Raw genomic sequence first — 17,667 nt, forward strand, 5'->3', positions numbered from 1 at the left:
TTGACCCGAGGCTGAAAGCCGAACGGGCGAAGCAAACTTGAAACAAATAAAACTTGAAACTAAATCTTTATTTTTCTCGAACGTACTTTTCAGTAATGATTCTGTTGATTCCTAATTTTTCTACTTTTTCTATTCCTTTTTGAATTAGAGTGTCGTTTTGAACTTTCACTACAAATTCGAATTTGTTGTTTTCCCAATCACGGTTATTGAAATATTCCAGATTTTCGGTGTAAATACTGTCTTTCAAAGTATATTTTCCGCCTCCTGCAAAATACAATGCTGTTGTGGAATCTTTTCCGTTTTTCAAATCATGATTTAAAAAAGCAAAATGGCTGTCATTTATAATTTTAATCATTTTTGTGTTTTTATTGAAAGTCGAAAAGATTGAATCTTTTTCTGTCGTTTCAGCTGCTATAAGACGCCAAGTTCCTTCAATAGGATTCTTCTTTTCAGAATTGCAAGATGTCATCGCAACGATCAAAACTAAAATTGAAATTGTTTTTTTCATGATTTTTAAGTTGCTAAGGTTCTAAGTGACTAAGATTCTAAGCTTTTTGCTTCACATTCCAATAACTTGAAACTATATTTTTTCTGCCATTTCCAGCGCCGTATTCAATGCTCTTAATTTATTGTAAACTTCCTGCATTTCGCTTTCTTCATCAGAACTTGCTACGATTCCGGCACCGGCTTGACAATGCAATTGATGGTTTTTAGAAAGGAAAGTTCGAATCATGATGGCATGGTTGAAATTTCCGCTAAAATCCATAAAACCAATTGCTCCTCCGTAGAAATTACGATTGGTTTTTTCGTAATCTTCAATTAGTTGCATTGCTCTGTGTTTAGGCGCACCGCTTAATGTTCCGGCCGGAAAAGTGTCGGCAACTACCTGCATGGTTGTGGCTTTTTCATGCAAATGACCTGTAACTTTTGAAACTAGGTGAATTACGTGAGAGAAAAATTGAACTTCTCTGTATTTTTCAACATTTACATCGTGTCCGTTGCGGCTTAAGTCGTTTCTCGCCAAATCAACCAACATTACGTGTTCGCTGTTTTCTTTTTTGTCCTCAGAAAGTTCTTTGGCCAAAAGCGCGTCGCGTTCGTCGTTTCCGGTTCTCTTGAAAGTTCCTGCGATTGGGTGAATTTCGGCTTTTCTGTTTTTTACGATAATTTGTGCTTCTGGCGAAGAACCGAATATTTTGAAATCTCCATAATCAAAAAAGAATAAATACGGAGATGGATTAATGCTTCTTAAAGCGCGGTAAACGTTGAATTCGTCACCTTTAAAACCTTGTGTAAAACGACGTGATAAAACCAATTGGAAAACATCTCCACGGAAACAATGTTTTTTGGCTAAAGCAACATTATGCTTGAATTCTTCGTCTGTTAAGTTTGAAAATCCTTCACCTTCTTTGGTAAATTTATAAGATGCAATGTTTCTTGATTGCAGCAATTGCTCGATTTCGGCAATATTATTTTTTCCGTCTACGCTATGGCAGAAAATATACGCTTCGTTCTTAAAGTGGTTGATGGCAATGATGTTTTGATAAACTGCATAAAACACATCTGGAATTGAAGTGGCATTGTCTTTTTTTGCAATCGAAACTTTCTCAAAATAACGAACGGCATCATAAGAAATGTAACCGAATAATCCGTTATTAATGAATTTGAAATCATTTTTCTCTGATTGGAATTTAGCAGAAAACTGCTGAATTACCTCAGGAATATTCGTTGAAGCATCAATCGAAATGGTTTCTGAAATTCCGTCGGGAAAAGTTTTTGAGATTACTTCGTTTTCAATTTTTATTGTCGCAATAGGATTACAACAGATATAAGAAAAACTGTTGTCATTTCCGTGATAATCACTGCTTTCCAGCAATAGACTGTTTGGGAATTTATCTCTTATTTTAAAATAAATACTTACTGGCGTAATAGTATCTGCCAGAATTTGTTTGTAATGTGTGTTGAGTATAAAAGGTTTCAAAGTAAATAGATTTTATTTTTATTGTTTTTGTTATTTCAATTTTAGTCCAAAAAAAAAGGCTTGTCGTGATGACAAGCCTTTTATATTTATAGTTTTTACAATACCATAGGAAGCTTCGTTCACGACGTCTGACGTAAATTACTCCACCACCAAGTATTGTTTAAAATTGTTCTCATTTGTTTTATTGTTGAAGCAAAGATATAAATGTAATTTTAAATAGAGTACATAAAATTTAAAAAAAATCTATTCTAAATTTTCAATTTTGTTAAATTTTAGAGTTTAGAATGTTTTCAAAAGCTTAATTACCAATGGCTATCGTGTTGTTTACATTCAATCTAAAATCTGGATTTACTTTGATATTTGGCAGAGCAAATAGCTCATTATTTTTCATTTTTGTGAATTGAACGCCAAAATCCGGATTGCTGTAGTAGCTTTTTAGTCCTGGATCGTTGCTTGTCGATTCGCTGCTTATTTCGCCAGCGCAATTATTGGCAACCACATTTTTTAAAGTGATTTTCGAAAGATTTGCTTCTCCGTTTCCGATGCTTCCTTCCAATAAAACAAAAGGAGTGAATCCAGAAACTACACTGTTTGTAAGGCTGAAAAACGTATTTTCTTTCACATAAACCGATTCTCTTACCAATCCTTGATTGTTTTCTTCCAAGTTGATCAATGTAATATTTGATGCGTTTATTTTGGTCAACGGTTTCGTCATATCGGTATTAGCAATTTTTTCGTACGAATCGACCTCAAAACATCTAGATCCTGAAATATCCGAAGAAAACGGATGACGAATTGCAATACTATTGGTAAGATTAATTTGAGCGCCTTGCGTAAAATCAAAGTCGTCATCTGTCGTTCTGTACGAAATTAAATTATTCATATTCAGATTTCCACCGTAACATTCGAAAGAATCATCATTTGAAAAACTGATTTGTACATGACTTACCAACGTCTTTTTGCCTACACCAGCTAGAGAAAGTCCGTTTAGTTCTTTCTGCGCGCTTAATTTTCTTCCTGCATATTCAATTCGAATATATTTTAGTATTCCTGAATAATCTTCGGCATCTTGGCCTCCATAGTGGTTTAAGGCTGGTTCTAGATCAAAAGGTAATGTTAGCAAACCTCCTAGAGTATTTATTGGAGCTTTGCCCATAATGATAATACCGCCCCAATCACCTGGTTTTCTTTCTGTTTTTTCTTTGTTTGAAGTAAAAATGATAGGATCTGTTTCCAGTCCTTCTGCAATAATTTTAGAACCGTTTGTAATTACGAGTGTGCCGCAGGTTTTATCGTCTCCACGAATGACAGTTCCGGGTTCGATTGTTAAAGTAGCATTATTGGTAACATAAACTACGCCGACCAACTGATAAGTATTGCGTTTAACCAGTTTAGTGTCTTTTTCGATAGTTCCGGCAATTATATTTGTGGCTTCGTTATATTCGTTAGCGGCAGGTTTAAAATTGGTCCAGTTGTTAAGCCAGTTAGTGGTTCCAATAATTCCTTTTGGCTGTTGTTGGGCGTGTAGAAATAGGCTGTTAATTAAGATAATAAGAATAACTTGTACTTTTTTTTTCATAACTATGATTTTTAATTTCTAGTTTTTGATTTTTTAATTGACCCAAAATTAGCCCCCTTATGTTAATCAAAACCCTGTTGATTATTACCAATATGTTATGTAGGTGTTAAATGTGTTATTTTTTTGAAAACTATGCAAAAAATAAACCCCAATAGCCTAAACTATTGGGGTTTATTGAATTTATGAACTAGTAAGCTTCTAATATTAGAATTTTATAGATACAGCCACTTCAAATTCGTCGTTGATAGTTTTGTCTCCTAAACCTTCGAAGAAACTACCAGAACCGTATTTGATGTCGTATTTAGTTCTGTCAATTTTGAATGCACTTGTTGCAGTGTTTCCGCTAACTGTGATGTCAAAAGTTACTGGTTTAGTGATTCCTTTGATAGTTAAATCTGCAGTTACAGTGTAAACATCAGTAGATTTTGCACCAATAGTTTTGAAAACTAATTTTGCAGTTGGGTATTTGTCAGTTCCAAAGAAATCGTCAGCTTTTAAGTGACCATTCAATTTTGTTTGGTACTCTCCAGTTAAATCTGTTGCAGTCAATGATGTCATATCTACTGTAAAGCTTCCTCCAGTTAATTTTTTTCCTTTGAAAACTACAGCTCCATCTTTAAAGTTTACAGTTCCAGAGTGCTCTCCAGTTACTTTTTTACCTACCCATTTGATAGTAGATGCTTTTACGTCGATTTTTTTAGTTTGTGCGTTTACTGAAACGCTAGCCACTGCTACGAATAATGCTATTGCAAATGTTTTAAAATTTTTCATTTTGTTAAAATTGATTTTGGATTAATAATAATTATAGAGTGATAAATAATTCTTCGCTAGATTTTCTAACTTTTTTTAGGTGTTGTGACTTGTCTTCGTCATGTCTGTAACCAACTGTTGCGATTACTGAAGCGTTTAGGCCTAATTTGTCAAGACCTAAAATTTCGTTGAAAGAAGCCGCATTGAAACCTTCCATTGGAGTAGCGTCGATTTTTAATTCGGCAGCTGCATTTAGTAAGTTCCCTAAAGCTAAATAAGTTTGTTTTGCTGTCCAGATGTGTTTTGCTTCGGCAGATAAATTGGTTACCACACCTTTCATCATATCGCTGAATCCGCCTAAAGCATCAACAGGAACACCTCTTGTTTTACTGATATTCTCAATATATTTATCGACAGAAACAGTGTCAAGGTTTAAATCATTTGCAAAAATAAATAGGTGAGAAGCATCTGTAATTTGAGTTTGTCCCCAAGCCGCAGCTTTCAATTTTTCTCTTAATTCGGCATTTTCGACAATGATTACTTTGTAAGGTTGTAATCCGTATGAAGAAGCGCTTAATCTAACAGCTTCTTTTAAAGTGTTGAAATCTGCATCTGATATCTTTTTTGAAGCATCAAATTGTTTGGTTGCATATCTCCAATTTTGATTTTCTAAGAAATTGCTCATAGTGTATGTTACTTTATTTATTGGTTCTGTATTTTTCTAATAACTGATTTAGAAAGACTAATTCTTCTGGTTTTAAATTATCAGCAAATGCACGTTCGTGCTCATCTATTTTAGGATCTAATTCTTCTAAAACATCTAATCCTTTTTGTGTAATCAGGACTTCGATTTTTCTTCGGTTGTCCGGACAAACGTTTCTTGTAACAAAATCCTTCAACAATAATTTGTCTACCAATCGTGTCGTATTGCTTGTTTTTGCCAGCATTCTTTCTTGTATCACGCACATATTGGCCGGATTTCCTTTTTGCCCTCTTAATATACGCAACACGTTATATTGTTCTCCAGACAAATCATACGGTTTGATTAACTCGTTGAAATGATCTTGAATCACATTCTGTGTGTACATGATATTCAGAATAACTTTTTTCGCATTATCCATCTTAACCGTACTCTTAATAACTTCTTCAATTGTCATAGTCGTAAGTGTATAATTTGTATATACAAATGTAGAACTTTTAATAGTTGTATATACAAATGTCATGTTAAATTTTTGTTAATACTAAATATCTGTTTCCAAATAGGATTTTAGAACGAGAATAAAGTTACTTAATTTTATTATTTAAATATCTGATATAATGTAATTTAATGTAAAATTAAAGTTTAGAAGGTGTGTTGGTCGTTTTTATTTGGCTTGAAGTTTTTGTAAGGTGAATTTCTTAACAATAAATAGGAGAGATTGCCGATATGAGCTCTGTTGTTGAGTTAATTAGGAAGATTTTCTGAATTCTGAGAGAAAAAATCCTTGAGAAATCGCTTTAAAGTTCGAGATTTCTTTGATTATCCAATTTTCATCATAACCTAATTCTTTGGCAATTACTCTTGCTGTTTTTTCTGCGACTTCAGTTGCGGCTCTCGCATCTAAAAACAGTAATCGAACACGTCTTGCCAAGATATCGTCGATCGTTCGCGCCATTTCGTAACGAACTGCCCAAACAACTTCTGCCAACGTGAATTCGTGATTAGGATGCAATTTTTCTTTTAATTCAGGTTCGTTTTCTTGAAGTTCGATTATTTTAAAAATATCAGAACCGTATATATAAAGGTGATTTTCTCTATCTGTAGAAGTAGTTGTTTTGTTTCCATGAATAGAAAGATGTTCCGTGTGACATTCTTTTTTAGGCAATTTGCCTGTTTTGATTGCTTTGTCAATAATATCTTCAGCAATTTTTCGGTAAGTTGTCCATTTTCCTCCAGTAATCGTAATTAACCCAGTTTCTGAAACGATGATTTTATGACTTCTCGAAACTTCTTTTGTGCTTTTGCCTTCTTCTTTAGGTGCAGCCAACGGACGTAATCCAGCAAAAACAGAAAGTACATCTTCTCTTGTCGGTTTTTTGGTCAAAAAGCGTTGAGCAGTTTCCAAAACAAATTCAATTTCGCTTTCTAAAGCAATTGGCTCTAAACTTTGTTTTTTAATTAGGGTATCGGTCGTTCCAACCACAACACGATTATGCCACGGAACTGCAAACAAAACTCTTCCGTCTTTTGTTTTAGGAATCATTAGAGCATTTTCGCCAGGCAAAAACGATTTATCAAATACCAAATGAATTCCCTGACTCGGAACAATGTATTTTTTATAAACTTTATCATTAAGTTTCATGATGGCATTGGTAAAAACGCCCGTTGCATTGATTACAACAGCACTTTTCAAATCATACGTTTTTCCGTTTTCTTGATCGATTGCCTGAACACCAATTACTTGATTGTTATCGTCTTTTACTAGATTGACAACTTTTGCATAGTTTAAAAGACAAGCGCCGTTTTCGACAGCAGTCTGAGCCAAATTTATGGCTAGACGAGAATCATCAAATTGACCATCCTGATAAATAACGCCATTTACTAATCCGTTTTTTTCTACGTTTGGAAGCAGTTCGATAGTTTTCTTTTTTGAAAGATATTTTGAACTTCCTAAACTCAGACAACCAGACAATAAATCGTAAATCTTTAATCCGATTGTGTAGATATAACCACTCAACCAATGATAATTCGGAATAACAAACGCTTGGTTTTTGACTAAATGATTTGCGTTCTGTGCTAATAGACCTCTTTCTTTTAACGCTTCTCGAACCAAATGGACATTTCCTTGTTCAAGATAACGAACACCGCCATGAATCAGTTTAGTACTTCTGCTAGAAGTTCCTTTTGCAAAATCTACTGCTTCTAGCAAAATGGCTTTATAACCTCGGTTTGCAGCGTCAATGGCGGTTCCGAGACCACTTGCACCTCCGCCTATAATTATTACGTCCCAATTTTCTGTATTCTCTAATCTGGATAACTGCTCTGAACGGTTCATATTTTACGCTGCTTTTATGGGGTATATTTGTTTAAAACAAACTTAACAAAAGGAAATTAAAAATTGATGAAGAAAGAAATCTAGTTTTTTAATTGTTTCAGGTTTCATGTTTCAAGCTTATTAACTTTGAACATATTAAACGCAAGGACGCAAGTTTCTTTGCAATTATGGCTTTTATAAAATGCAAAGTTCGCAAAGCTTTATAAATAAGCTTTGCGAACTTTGTTTGTCTTTGCGTGCTTTGCGGTTAAATCAACATAAAACTTGAAACAAGCAAAACTTGAAACAAATTTTTAGTGTGGCAGTTTATCTTTTATCAAACCATAAACCCAAGTTCCAAAAATAGCACTTACTAAGGTAACCACAATAACAGTTGCTCCAGTTCCGATCTGAGCGAAAAGCGGTCCTGGACAAGCTCCAGTAATTGCCCATCCGAAACCAAACATCAATCCACCGTAGATTTGTCCTTTGCTAAATGTCTTTGGTTGGATTTCTATTTTCTCACCATCAAGGGTTTTGATATTGAATTTTTTAATCAATTGTACTGATATTAAGCCAACCGCCACTGCACATCCAATCACGCCGTACATATGAAATGATTCGAGGTGAAACATTTCCTGTATACGAAACCAGCTGATGATTTCGGCTTTTACGAATAAAATTCCAAAAAAGATGCCGACAATTAAATATTTAAGATTTGCGAATGCTGTTTCTTTTTTATGGCTTGCGTTGATTCCTTCGCTGTCTGTATTTTTATTTTCTAGATTACTCATTTTACAAATTTTAAAGTGAAAGAATATAAGGTAAAATCAAAAGAGACATTACAAAACCACCAACCATAAAGCAGATTGTGGCTACTAATGATGGCCACTGCAGATTTGATAATCCCATAATTGCGTGTCCGCTGGTACATCCACCGGCATAACGAGTTCCGAAACCAACCAAAAATCCGCCCACAACCATCATAATGAAACCGCGAAGCGTAAATAAGCTTTCCCACGAAAATAACTCAACAGGAACTAGGCCACTGTGGTCTGTGATTCCGTAAGTTGCCAATTTATCTGATAATTCTGGAGCAATCTCAACTGGATTTGGATTAGAAAGCAGATAAGCAGCTATTACGCCACCAAGAAATATTCCGAAAACAAAGAATAAATTCCAACTTTCTTTTTTCCAATCGTACTTAAAAAACGAAATATTTGCCGGAATACAAGCCGCACAAATATGACGCAATGAAGAACTAATCCCGAAAGATTTATTTCCAATAATTAATAAAATTGGAACGGTTAATCCAATTAACGGACCTGCAACATACCAAGGCCAGGGTTCTTTGATGATTTCTAGTAAACTCATTTTTTTTAGGTTCAAAGGTTCATAGGGACAGAGGTTCAAAGGGAAAAAACTTTGTCCCTTTGTAACTTTGAATCTCTGTATCTTTAAGTTATTTTAATACTTTGCTCTGACAAACAAAATCTGATTTTGGAACTTCGGTTTTAGAGATAGCTCCAAAACCGCCTTCTATTTCAGAAAAATTTCTGAAACCTCTTGCTTGAAGGATAGAAGCGGCAATCATACTTCGATAACCTCCTGCACAATGCAAATAAAAGTGTTCGTTTGGATTAATGTCTTTTACCCAGTCATTAATGTAGGCCAAAGGCTTGCTGTAAGCATCATCAATATGTTCAGCTTCGTATTCTGTTTCTTTACGAATGTCAACAACTTTATCTTCGCCAAATTTAAATTCACTGGCAAATTGGTCTACAGTAATTCTATTTACGGTATCAACTTCAAAACCTGCATTTTGCCAAGCATCAAAACCGCCTTCCAAATGTCCGATTATAGTATCAAAACCAACACGGCTTAAACGAGTTACGGTTTCTTCTTCCATACCAACTGCGGTAACCAAAATAATTGGTTGTTTTACATTGGCGATCAAAGTCCCAACCCATGGTGCAAAATCACCATTGATTCCGATATTGATAGACTGCGGAATAAATCCTTTGCTGAAATCAGCAGCACTTCTTGTATCTAAAATCAGCGCTCCAGTTTCTTCAGCAACAACTTCAAATTCTTTTGCATTTATCGCTTTCATTCCGTTATGCAAAACGGTTTCAAAACTTTCGTAACCTTGTTTGTTCATGGCAACATTCATGCTGAAATAAGCTGGAGGAGGCAACAAGCCATCTGTAACTTCTTTGATAAATTCGGCTTCGGTCATATCAGCACGCAAAGCATAATTTGTCGCTTTTTGATTCCCGATAGTAGAAACGGTTTCTTTGCTCATATTTTTTCCACAAGCACTTCCCGCACCATGCGCAGGATATACGATTACATCATCTGCAAGCGTCATGATTTTATCTCTCAGCGAATGATATAAAATTCCAGCCAGTTGGTCTTGAGTCATTCCAGATGCTTTTTGAGCCAAATCTGGACGTCCAACATCGCCTATAAATAAAGTATCTCCGGAGAAAATCGCATGATCTTTTCCGTTTTCGTCAATTAATAAAAAAGTAGTGCTTTCCATAGTATGTCCAGGAGTGTGCAAAACTTTAATAGTTACTTTTCCGAGCTTAAATTCTTGTCCATCAGTTGCAGACACACAATCAAATTCGCAAACAGCATTTGGACCGTAAACGATTGGTGCTCCAGTTTCTTTACTTAAATCAACATGTCCAGAAACGAAATCTGCGTGAAAATGGGTTTCAAAAATATATTTCAGTTTAACTCCGTCACGTTCCAAACGATCTAAGTAAGGCTGTGTTTCTCTAAGCGGATCAATAATGGCCGCTTCGCCATTTGAAGTGATATAATATGCACCTTGCGCAAGGCATCCGGTGTAAATTTGTTCTATTTTCATGATAGGTATTATAAAAATGATGGGATACAAAGGTAACTTTGTTTTTTAAAAAAATAGGTGACTAATGTTACAGAAATTAGGTTTTTGTGTAAAATAATATGGATTTTATCATATGTCTTGGATTAATTAATTTTAAAGTACTGCAATTACGCTTTAAGCTTTAATTTTGCATATGACGAATGTCATTTCAAAACAAAAATAAAATGAACACACAGGACTTATTGGATCAAATTGCTTTTATAAAAGAAATTGATAAGGTAAAATACATTCAGCGCAAAACGAAATTGTTTAACAGCGACCGATGCGAAAATGATGCAGAACATAGCTGGCATTTGGCTTTAATGGCCATCGTTCTCGCAGAGCATTCTAATGTTTCGATTGATGTTTTGAAAGTGGTAAAAATGGTTTTGATTCATGATATTGTAGAAATTGATGCAGGAGATGTTTTTATTTATGATACTGCAAAAAATCACAGCAATACCGATGAAGAGCGTTTAGCAGCCAACAGAATTTTTGGTTTGCTTCCTGAAAAACAAAAAGAAGAATTTATCAGCATTTGGGAAGAATTTGAAGCTGGCGAAACTAACGAAGCGAAATTTGCCAAATCAATGGACAGATTGGAACCATTATTGCAAAATACTTCTAATAACGGCGGAACATGGAAAGAGTTTGGAGTCAAATATGATAAAGTCTACGAAAAGAAAAGCGTCATAAAAAACGGCTCAGCAACTTTATGGAATTATGCCGAGGGGTTGATTAATGAAAGTGTAGTAAAAGGAATTTTAGAGAAATAACCAATAATAACCACGCAATCAAAATCAAATATAGCCTGCGGTTTCAACCGCAGGAACTCATGCATAATTACGATACGTTTCCCGCGGTTGAAACCGCGGGCTATGTTTTATCACGTAAATCTATACATAATATTGTCATTTCGATCGTAGGGAGAAATCACACACGGAATTCCGCAACGTATATCACCAATCTTTGTCGAATTTCTAGTGTGATTTCTCCCTACGATCGAAATGACAAACTTTTATAAAATTGTTGAAAAGTTTAACAAATATCAAGCGATAAACTTTTTTTAAAGGGCGTTAATTCGGGTTGTAATGGTTAAATTTGTGGAACTTCATAAACAAATTACCACTTATGGAAGAAATGCTCTTTTATGACCGAATGCAGTTCGCGTTCACCATTACTTTTCATTACCTTTTTCCACAACTTACAATGGGTCTTTCGCTCATTATCGTTTACTTCAAGTGGAAATATCTAAAAACTAAAGACGAACAATACAATCACGCCACCCATTTCTGGATGAAGATTTTTGCCCTGAATTTTGCAATGGGTGTTGTAACCGGAATTCCGATGGAATTTCAGTTTGGAACCAACTGGGCAAAATTCTCCGAATTAACAGGAGGAATTATTGGTCAGACACTGGCAATGGAAGGAATGTTTTCTTTCTTTCTCGAATCTTCTTTTCTCGGATTATTTTTATTTGGAGAAAAACTCCTCGGACATAAATGGCATTTTGTAACCGGATTGTTAATTATGATTGGTTCTTGGGCTAGCGGATTTTTAATTATTGCTACACATTCGTGGATGCAGAATCCTGTTGGTTACGAAATCTTAGAAAACGGAAAATTTGTATTGAACAATTTTCAGGCGTTATTCTTAAATCCATGGCTATGGCCGTCTTATCTACACAATCAGGCCGCTTCTCTGGTAACGAGTTCTTTTGTTGTTGCCGGAATCGGTGCTTTCTATATTTTAAGTCAGAAGAATGTTTCTTTTGGAAAATTGTTCCTTAAAACAGGTGTAATCTTCGGATTGATTTCTAGCGTTATCGTGGCCGTTCCAACGGGAGATTTAGCTGCGAAGAATGTTGTGAAATATCAGCCTGTAACATTTGCGGCAATGGAAGGAATTTTTCATACCGAAAAAAAAGGTTCCGAAATTGTTTTAATCGGTCAACCCGATGTGAAAGACAAAAAGCTGGATAATAAAATTGCGGTTCCAAATATTCTAAGTTTCTTGACTTATGGAAATTGGGATCAGGAAATAAAAGGTTTAGACCAGTTTGAAGAAGATCTTCATCCGACAAATATTTCTGGATTGTATTATGCGTATCATATTATGGTAGGTCTCGGAACGGTTTTTATTGGTTTAATGGTGATTTCGCTTTTCCAATTGATCAGAGGGAAATTATTTGAAACCAAATGGATTCTTTGGTCATTAATGTTCATGATGCCGTTTCCGTACATTGCCAATACAACAGGTTGGTACACGGCCGAATTAGGAAGACAGCCTTGGTTGGTTTACAATTTATTACGAACAGCAGCAGGAGCTTCGCCAACAGTTTCTTCAGGAAATACATTGTTTACCTTGCTTGGATTTATCGGTTTGTATCTTTTGCTGGGAATGCTGTTTTTACTTTTGGTTGGGAAAATTATCAATAAAGGACCTCATCATGTGGAACTTTCAACAGAAAAAATATAAGTATGGAATTTTTTTGGTACGTAGTTTTAATGGGAATTTTGGCCGTTTATCTGGTTTTAGACGGTTATGATTTTGGTGCAGGAATTATTCATTTATTTTTTGCTGATACAGAAAAAGACAAAAAAGCAATCACAAATGCTATTGGTCCGTTTTGGGATGCCAATGAAGTTTGGCTGATTGCGGCCGGAGGTGTTTTGTTTTTTGCTTTTCCGACTTTATACGCTTCTTCTTTTAGCGGATTTTACCTTCCGTTGATCATGATTTTATGGCTTTTGATTTTTCGCGCCATCGGACTCGAGATGCGTGGACAGATTCATAATCCTATGTGGGAAAGTATTTGGGATAAAGCGTTCGGAATTGCAAGCTTGCTTTTGGCACTTTTCTTCGGAATTGCATTAGGGAATATCGTTCGCGGTGTTAATCTCGGAATGGTTCAAAATGGCGTTTCAACACAAGAAGCACATTATTTTTTTCTGCCTTTATGGAATCCGACTTTTAGTCCGCAAGCAAATGAATTGGGAATTATTGACTGGTTTACGCTTTTTCTCGGTGTTGTTAGTGTTGTGTCTTTGACCATTCACGGTGCAAACTGGATTATTTATAAAACAAATTCGTCACTGAATCCGAAATTGAAAAAAGTGGTTTTTGCTTTGAATATTGTTTTGCTGGTTTTGGTTTGTATTTCACTTCAGATTTGGCATTTTATAGAACCAAAGCCATTTCATAATTTTGTTGAAAACCCGATTCTTTGGTTTTTTCCTTTAATGACCTTTGTCGGAATTTTGGGATTGTTTAAAGTTCGTTCCTTTAAAAAAGATGGTCATGGTTTTGTATTTTCAACCTTATTTTTAGTCGGCGGATTTGCATCAACAGCCGTTTCCATTTTTCCGAATGTTTTGCCTTCAACGAATAAAGTAAATCCGTCTTTGACAATTTATAATACCGCCGCTCACGAATACGGATTATCTGCCGGAATGAGCTGGTTTTTTATCGCTTTGGCCTTAGTAATTGTGTATTTTATTATTCAATATCGTGTTTTCAGTGGGAAAATGGATGATATTGGATATGGAGAACATTGATTTTGTTTTGCCACTAATTGCACAAATTTTCACAAATCAATATCTGTATAGAAATTATATCAATTGCCTCCAGTTTTTGCTGGAGGTTTTTTTTATGCAAATATTTAAAATTGATTCGAGTCTGAATTAAGCTTCAAGTAATTATTTTTTTTTAGTCGAAAAAGACCTTCATTTTTCCATAAATCTGCCAGTTTTTAAGATATATTGCTCTATCATTTTCTCTCTCGATTACTATAACTCCATAAATATCATCTTGTCGATAAGATATAATTTTATCGTCTTTATCGACAATTGCAATGTTTCCGTGAAAATCTTTTTTTTGTTTTGCCAAAACCTGATTTTTTTTTCCAACGACTTCAATGTTGTCAAAGATGTCTTTTTTTTGTTTGACTATAATTTGAGTATTTCCATCCTCTATTATAACATTATCAAAAATGTCTTTTTTTTGTCTTGCTATTGTTTTTCCCTTTAAATCTGTAATGATGATATTGTCGAAAATATCTTTTTTTAAAATCACTACAGCTTGTCCATAAGAATCTTCAATTATTGTATTTCCAAATACATCTTTTCTATAATAAGGTCTGTCTGAACCAGATTCGACTTCAATTTCAGTATCATTATAGTTGTTCGATTTGTAAATAATCTGGCTATTACAGAAAAAGGAAATAGAAAGTAAGATTGTGATTAAAGTAGTTTTTTTCATGCCGAAATTGTTAAAGACCTATGCAAATCAAACTTAATGCCAGTGAAAGAATAATTTTTCAATACTTAAAAAATATTTGTTTATGTTTTGATAATCATTTAGTTAATGTTTGATTAAGAAATTGATGTATGAAATAAAATACATAACATGGTTGTAGGAAACACTCAAAACATGATTAATTTTTATGTAAAGATTTAATTACAACTCACAGTTATATTCTATAATTTTAATTGTAGGAAAAAAAAGAACATATTGCCTAATATTGCGAAACTAAGAATATTCCTAAAGAGGATTTCTTGCTTATAATCCCTAACTTTAGTATTACACGCAGATTAATTATGTTCATTACACTCACTTCCGACAAGATTACCTTTCGCTTCAAATCGAAACAGTGGCATTATCATTTTGATGAAATCAAAGAACTAGGACTGGTTCGGAGAAAAAAAATGTTTTATCTAGAGAATACCGCTTTTGCCGCCGTTACAGCAATTACTTATTACTTTATGATTTTTACAAATGTTAGTGATTTGTATTATATAATTCCGGCAGTTTTATGCTATACGATTCTCGTAATTGCAAGATTTTACCATACAGATGAATTTGTATATCTGGTTATGATAAAAGATGTTTATGATAACGAAAAAAGGATAAAAATTGCATCAAATGATCGTCTATTGATTGGTAAACAGATTGACTCTTTTTTGGAACTCCAGTTTAATCAGAATATTAAAAAAACGGCATAGATTTAAGAAAAAAAACAATCATGTTTACATTCGGAATCCCGCGCTACGACTTCATTTTCATAATGGCGGCGTTTGTATATGGTTTTGTTATTACCATGCGAAAAAAATAATAAAATACCACTTTATTCATCTCGATAAAGTAACTTAGAATTCCCAAAAAATAGGTATAGTTATGCTGTTAAAAAAATGAACAGCTGGCTGTTTTAACTATACATGACCCCAAATCAGATTTTATATGGCCGCAACAATTAAAAACAAAATTAAAAGCATTAGAGAGTTAAAGAATTACACTCAAGAATATATGGCAGAGAAACTAGGTGTAACTCAGGCAGGTTACAGTAAAATAGAAAAAGGAAAGACGTCTTTGAGTTATGAAAAACTAGTAGAAATAGGAAAAATCTTAGACGTAAGCGTAGAAGATATTATCAGTTTTGATTACCATAGATACTTTAACAATTTTAATAGGGTTACTGGTAATAATAATGGCAGTATTTTGATTAACACAGAAAACACTTCAGTTTTAAAAGAACTGTACGAAGATAAGATTCAATTATTAGAAAAACTTCTTAGCCAGACTGAAATCGAGCTTGGTCGTTATAAAAACAGGTTTGGTGAGTTGTAAGCTCAACTTGATTTTAGTTTCATCTTTGTCAAAGTTTAAAAGCTTTGACAAAGATTACTCTACAAGTGAAACTAAATTCAAAATATTTAAAAATTTACACTAACGCGCAATTAGTGAGAATATTAAAATCTAAAATAAGACTTCTTTCGCAATAATATAAAATCCCATAACGAGTACAAACCAGCCAAAAAGAGGCTTTAGTTTTGTGCCGTCTATTTTTGTAGAAAGCCTGCTTCCGATAAACATTCCGATAAAAGCCATTGCAGAAACGCTTAGTAAAAAAGTGTAGTTTATGGGTGTGCCAATGTATAAATCGCCGGCAAAACCAATAGCCGAATTAATACTGATGATTAATAATGAAGTTCCAACTGCTTGTTTCATTGGTAGATTGGCGAAGAAAAGCAATGCAGGAATAATTAAAAACCCCCCTCCAGCACCAAGAAATCCTGTTACGATTCCGACTAGAAAACCAATAAGGCTAAGTTGCAGATAATTGGTTTGTGCAGATTTTATTTCCGGCTGGTTTTTCCGTATCATCGAAAAGGCAGCTGTAATCATTAAGACTGAAAAGATGATCATGATTAAAAAATCCTTTGATACTGTATACGAAGCAACAGAAAATAAGGTTGAGGCAATTTTAGGAAAAATGACTTCGCGGATTATCAAAATTGAAATAACTGACGGAAGAGCAAAATACAAAGCAGATTTTAGTTTTAAATTCCCCATTTTGTAATGGCTGTAACTGCCAGACATAGCGGTTAATCCAACAATAAATAAAGAATAAGAAGTAGCCTGATCTGGGTTTACTTTAAACAAATAGACCAAAATCGGAATGGTCAAAATCGAGCCGCCTCCGCCGATCAAGCCAAGCGTGATTCCAATAATGATTGATGCTAAATAACCTGCGATTTCCATTTGTAATCTTTTAGGCAAAATTGCTTCAGAAATTACAAACCTACAGTAACATTTATCACAGAAGACTTAAATAGTTTTACCATTAAGACATTAAGATAATTAAGTAACAGTACTAAATTTCCTTTAGAAGCATTAAGAAAAATAAAGCTTAATTACATTTATTAATATAAAAAAGAAAGCAAAACTTAAATAGCTTAATATCTTAATGGTTTAATTGAATTTAGTGTTTAAGTAATTCAATTTGGTTTCTGTTGAGTTTTACGAGGCCTCGTTGTTCCATTTTTTTGAGTAAACGCGAGACCACTTCTCGTGAAGTATTCAGTTCGGCAGCAATTTCCTGATGGGATAAATTCACTTCAGAACAACCACAGGCATCAGAATGTCTTTTTAGGTAGAATTCCAGTCTTTCGTCCATCGAACGAAAAGCGATATTGTCGACTACTTCTAAAACTTCTTCAAAACGATTTCGGTAAGTTTCTATAACAAATTCGTACCAAGAACGGTGTTCCATCATCCATTTGTCCATCATCTGTAGCGGAATCATCATTACGGAAACATCTTCGACAACTTTTGCCATAATCTGGCTTTTTTCGCTTTTTGCGGTACAAATCATCGAAATGGCACAGGCTTGTCCGGGTTGTAGATAATACATCAAAAATTCGCCTCCATCTTCGCCTTCGCGATAGATTTTGATTCTACCTTTTGTAATCAGAACGGTGTTTTTGATGTATTGTCCCGTACGCATTAAAATTGTTCCGGCCTTAAAATCTTGAGGAGTTCCATTTTCTTCAACTGCAGCGATAAGTTCGTTGGAGAAATTAGGGAAAATGGTTTTTAATGAATGCTGCATTTGGTCGTTTTTTTGCTTTGAATTCTACTTGCTTTCCGCGAATTAATTCGTGTAGTT

The 17,667-nt window shown here is 34.3% G+C and carries 18 protein-coding genes; 5 read left to right on the forward strand and 13 right to left on the reverse strand.

Annotated elements, in window-relative coordinates:
* Nucleotides 1–67 precede the first annotated feature (67 nt).
* From ACFFLS_RS23705 to ACFFLS_RS23750, 10 genes are all read right to left on the reverse strand, one after another.
* Nucleotides 68–508 (reverse strand): hypothetical protein, encoded by a 441-nt coding sequence (locus ACFFLS_RS23705; protein WP_379682937.1) that lies wholly within the window; start codon nucleotides 506–508, stop codon nucleotides 68–70.
* Nucleotides 509–580: 72 nt separating this feature from the next.
* Nucleotides 581–1,981, reverse strand: a complete 1,401-nt coding sequence (locus ACFFLS_RS23710; RefSeq protein ID WP_379682936.1) for an anthranilate synthase component I family protein — start codon at nucleotides 1,979–1,981, stop codon at nucleotides 581–583.
* A 298-nt stretch (nucleotides 1,982–2,279) separates the two neighbouring features.
* On the reverse strand, nucleotides 2,280–3,560 hold the full coding sequence (locus ACFFLS_RS23715) for a beta-helix domain-containing protein (protein ID WP_379682935.1): 1,281 nt from the start codon (nucleotides 3,558–3,560) through the stop codon (nucleotides 2,280–2,282).
* A 204-nt stretch (nucleotides 3,561–3,764) separates the two neighbouring features.
* Complete coding sequence (locus ACFFLS_RS23720; RefSeq protein WP_379689690.1) at nucleotides 3,765–4,331, reverse strand: YceI family protein; 567 nt, start codon at nucleotides 4,329–4,331, stop codon at nucleotides 3,765–3,767.
* A 31-nt stretch (nucleotides 4,332–4,362) separates the two neighbouring features.
* A complete protein-coding gene (locus tag ACFFLS_RS23725; RefSeq protein ID WP_379682934.1) occupies nucleotides 4,363–4,995 on the reverse strand; it encodes an NAD(P)H-dependent oxidoreductase in 633 nt (210 codons plus the stop codon).
* 13 nt (nucleotides 4,996–5,008) lie between these two features.
* Complete coding sequence (locus ACFFLS_RS23730; RefSeq protein ID WP_379683391.1) at nucleotides 5,009–5,467, reverse strand: MarR family winged helix-turn-helix transcriptional regulator; 459 nt, start codon at nucleotides 5,465–5,467, stop codon at nucleotides 5,009–5,011.
* A gap of 291 nt (nucleotides 5,468–5,758) precedes the next feature.
* A complete protein-coding gene (locus tag ACFFLS_RS23735; protein ID WP_379682933.1) occupies nucleotides 5,759–7,345 on the reverse strand; it encodes a glycerol-3-phosphate dehydrogenase/oxidase in 1,587 nt (528 codons plus the stop codon).
* Between the two features lie 293 nt (nucleotides 7,346–7,638).
* Nucleotides 7,639–8,118, reverse strand: coding sequence for a DUF6691 family protein (locus ACFFLS_RS23740; protein WP_379682932.1), 480 nt, complete (start codon nucleotides 8,116–8,118; stop codon nucleotides 7,639–7,641).
* 10 nt (nucleotides 8,119–8,128) lie between these two features.
* Nucleotides 8,129–8,698, reverse strand: coding sequence for a YeeE/YedE family protein (locus ACFFLS_RS23745; RefSeq protein ID WP_379682931.1), 570 nt, complete (start codon nucleotides 8,696–8,698; stop codon nucleotides 8,129–8,131).
* Nucleotides 8,699–8,786: 88 nt separating this feature from the next.
* Nucleotides 8,787–10,202, reverse strand: a complete 1,416-nt coding sequence (locus ACFFLS_RS23750; RefSeq protein ID WP_379682930.1) for an MBL fold metallo-hydrolase — start codon at nucleotides 10,200–10,202, stop codon at nucleotides 8,787–8,789.
* A 203-nt stretch (nucleotides 10,203–10,405) separates the two neighbouring features.
* On the opposite strand from ACFFLS_RS23750, the gene ACFFLS_RS23755 reads away from it, so the two are divergent.
* The 3 genes from ACFFLS_RS23755 to cydB all read left to right on the forward strand — a co-directional run bounded on the left by ACFFLS_RS23755 (nucleotide 10,406) and on the right by cydB (nucleotide 13,777).
* Entirely contained in the window at nucleotides 10,406–10,996 is a 591-nt protein-coding gene (locus ACFFLS_RS23755) for an HD domain-containing protein (protein ID WP_379682929.1), read from the forward strand.
* Between the two features lie 355 nt (nucleotides 10,997–11,351).
* Nucleotides 11,352–12,698, forward strand: coding sequence for a cytochrome ubiquinol oxidase subunit I (locus ACFFLS_RS23760; protein ID WP_379682928.1), 1,347 nt, complete (start codon nucleotides 11,352–11,354; stop codon nucleotides 12,696–12,698).
* 2 nt (nucleotides 12,699–12,700) lie between these two features.
* Entirely contained in the window at nucleotides 12,701–13,777 is a 1,077-nt protein-coding gene (gene cydB, locus ACFFLS_RS23765) for a cytochrome d ubiquinol oxidase subunit II (protein ID WP_379682927.1), read from the forward strand.
* A gap of 151 nt (nucleotides 13,778–13,928) precedes the next feature.
* On the opposite strand, the gene ACFFLS_RS23770 is transcribed toward cydB, so the two are convergent.
* The gene (locus ACFFLS_RS23770; RefSeq protein ID WP_379682926.1) at nucleotides 13,929–14,480 is read right to left on the reverse strand and encodes a hypothetical protein; all 552 of its coding nucleotides are present in this window, start codon (nucleotides 14,478–14,480) and stop codon (nucleotides 13,929–13,931) included.
* Between the two features lie 338 nt (nucleotides 14,481–14,818).
* On the opposite strand from ACFFLS_RS23770, the gene ACFFLS_RS23775 reads away from it, so the two are divergent.
* Together ACFFLS_RS23775 and ACFFLS_RS23780 are read left to right on the forward strand one after the other, a co-directional pair.
* Entirely contained in the window at nucleotides 14,819–15,223 is a 405-nt protein-coding gene (locus tag ACFFLS_RS23775) for a hypothetical protein (protein WP_379682925.1), read from the forward strand.
* Between the two features lie 235 nt (nucleotides 15,224–15,458).
* Nucleotides 15,459–15,845: a helix-turn-helix transcriptional regulator gene (locus tag ACFFLS_RS23780; RefSeq protein WP_379682924.1), complete on the forward strand. Its 387-nt coding sequence runs from the start codon at nucleotides 15,459–15,461 to the stop codon at nucleotides 15,843–15,845.
* Nucleotides 15,846–15,974: 129 nt separating this feature from the next.
* Here ACFFLS_RS23780 and ACFFLS_RS23785 read toward each other — a convergent pair whose 3' ends face one another.
* Nucleotides 15,975–16,760 (reverse strand): sulfite exporter TauE/SafE family protein, encoded by a 786-nt coding sequence (locus ACFFLS_RS23785; protein WP_379682923.1) that lies wholly within the window; start codon nucleotides 16,758–16,760, stop codon nucleotides 15,975–15,977.
* Between the two features lie 220 nt (nucleotides 16,761–16,980).
* Entirely contained in the window at nucleotides 16,981–17,610 is a 630-nt protein-coding gene (locus ACFFLS_RS23790) for a Crp/Fnr family transcriptional regulator (protein WP_379682922.1), read from the reverse strand.
* Between the last annotated feature and the right edge of the window lie 57 nt (nucleotides 17,611–17,667).

It is taken from the genome of Flavobacterium procerum (assembly GCF_042431625.1).
Lineage (GTDB): Bacteria > Bacteroidota > Bacteroidia > Flavobacteriales > Flavobacteriaceae > Flavobacterium > Flavobacterium procerum.

Coding starts and splice junctions, on each gene's coding strand:
- ACFFLS_RS23755 (WP_379682929.1), top strand. CDS start 10,406: ATGAACACACAGGACTTATTGGATCAAATTGCTTTTATAAAAGAAATT.
- ACFFLS_RS23740 (WP_379682932.1), bottom strand. CDS start 8,118: ATGAGTAATCTAGAAAATAAAAATACAGACAGCGAAGGAATCAACGCA.
- cydB (WP_379682927.1), top strand. CDS start 12,701: ATGGAATTTTTTTGGTACGTAGTTTTAATGGGAATTTTGGCCGTTTAT.
- ACFFLS_RS23770 (WP_379682926.1), bottom strand. CDS start 14,480: ATGAAAAAAACTACTTTAATCACAATCTTACTTTCTATTTCCTTTTTC.
- ACFFLS_RS23785 (WP_379682923.1), bottom strand. CDS start 16,760: ATGGAAATCGCAGGTTATTTAGCATCAATCATTATTGGAATCACGCTT.
- ACFFLS_RS23760 (WP_379682928.1), top strand. CDS start 11,352: ATGGAAGAAATGCTCTTTTATGACCGAATGCAGTTCGCGTTCACCATT.
- ACFFLS_RS23790 (WP_379682922.1), bottom strand. CDS start 17,610: ATGCAGCATTCATTAAAAACCATTTTCCCTAATTTCTCCAACGAACTT.
- ACFFLS_RS23745 (WP_379682931.1), bottom strand. CDS start 8,698: ATGAGTTTACTAGAAATCATCAAAGAACCCTGGCCTTGGTATGTTGCA.
- ACFFLS_RS23775 (WP_379682925.1), top strand. CDS start 14,819: ATGTTCATTACACTCACTTCCGACAAGATTACCTTTCGCTTCAAATCG.
- ACFFLS_RS23735 (WP_379682933.1), bottom strand. CDS start 7,345: ATGAACCGTTCAGAGCAGTTATCCAGATTAGAGAATACAGAAAATTGG.
- ACFFLS_RS23780 (WP_379682924.1), top strand. CDS start 15,459: ATGGCCGCAACAATTAAAAACAAAATTAAAAGCATTAGAGAGTTAAAG.
- ACFFLS_RS23730 (WP_379683391.1), bottom strand. CDS start 5,467: ATGACAATTGAAGAAGTTATTAAGAGTACGGTTAAGATGGATAATGCG.
- ACFFLS_RS23715 (WP_379682935.1), bottom strand. CDS start 3,560: ATGAAAAAAAAAGTACAAGTTATTCTTATTATCTTAATTAACAGCCTA.
- ACFFLS_RS23725 (WP_379682934.1), bottom strand. CDS start 4,995: ATGAGCAATTTCTTAGAAAATCAAAATTGGAGATATGCAACCAAACAA.
- ACFFLS_RS23705 (WP_379682937.1), bottom strand. CDS start 508: ATGAAAAAAACAATTTCAATTTTAGTTTTGATCGTTGCGATGACATCT.
- ACFFLS_RS23750 (WP_379682930.1), bottom strand. CDS start 10,202: ATGAAAATAGAACAAATTTACACCGGATGCCTTGCGCAAGGTGCATAT.
- ACFFLS_RS23720 (WP_379689690.1), bottom strand. CDS start 4,331: ATGAAAAATTTTAAAACATTTGCAATAGCATTATTCGTAGCAGTGGCT.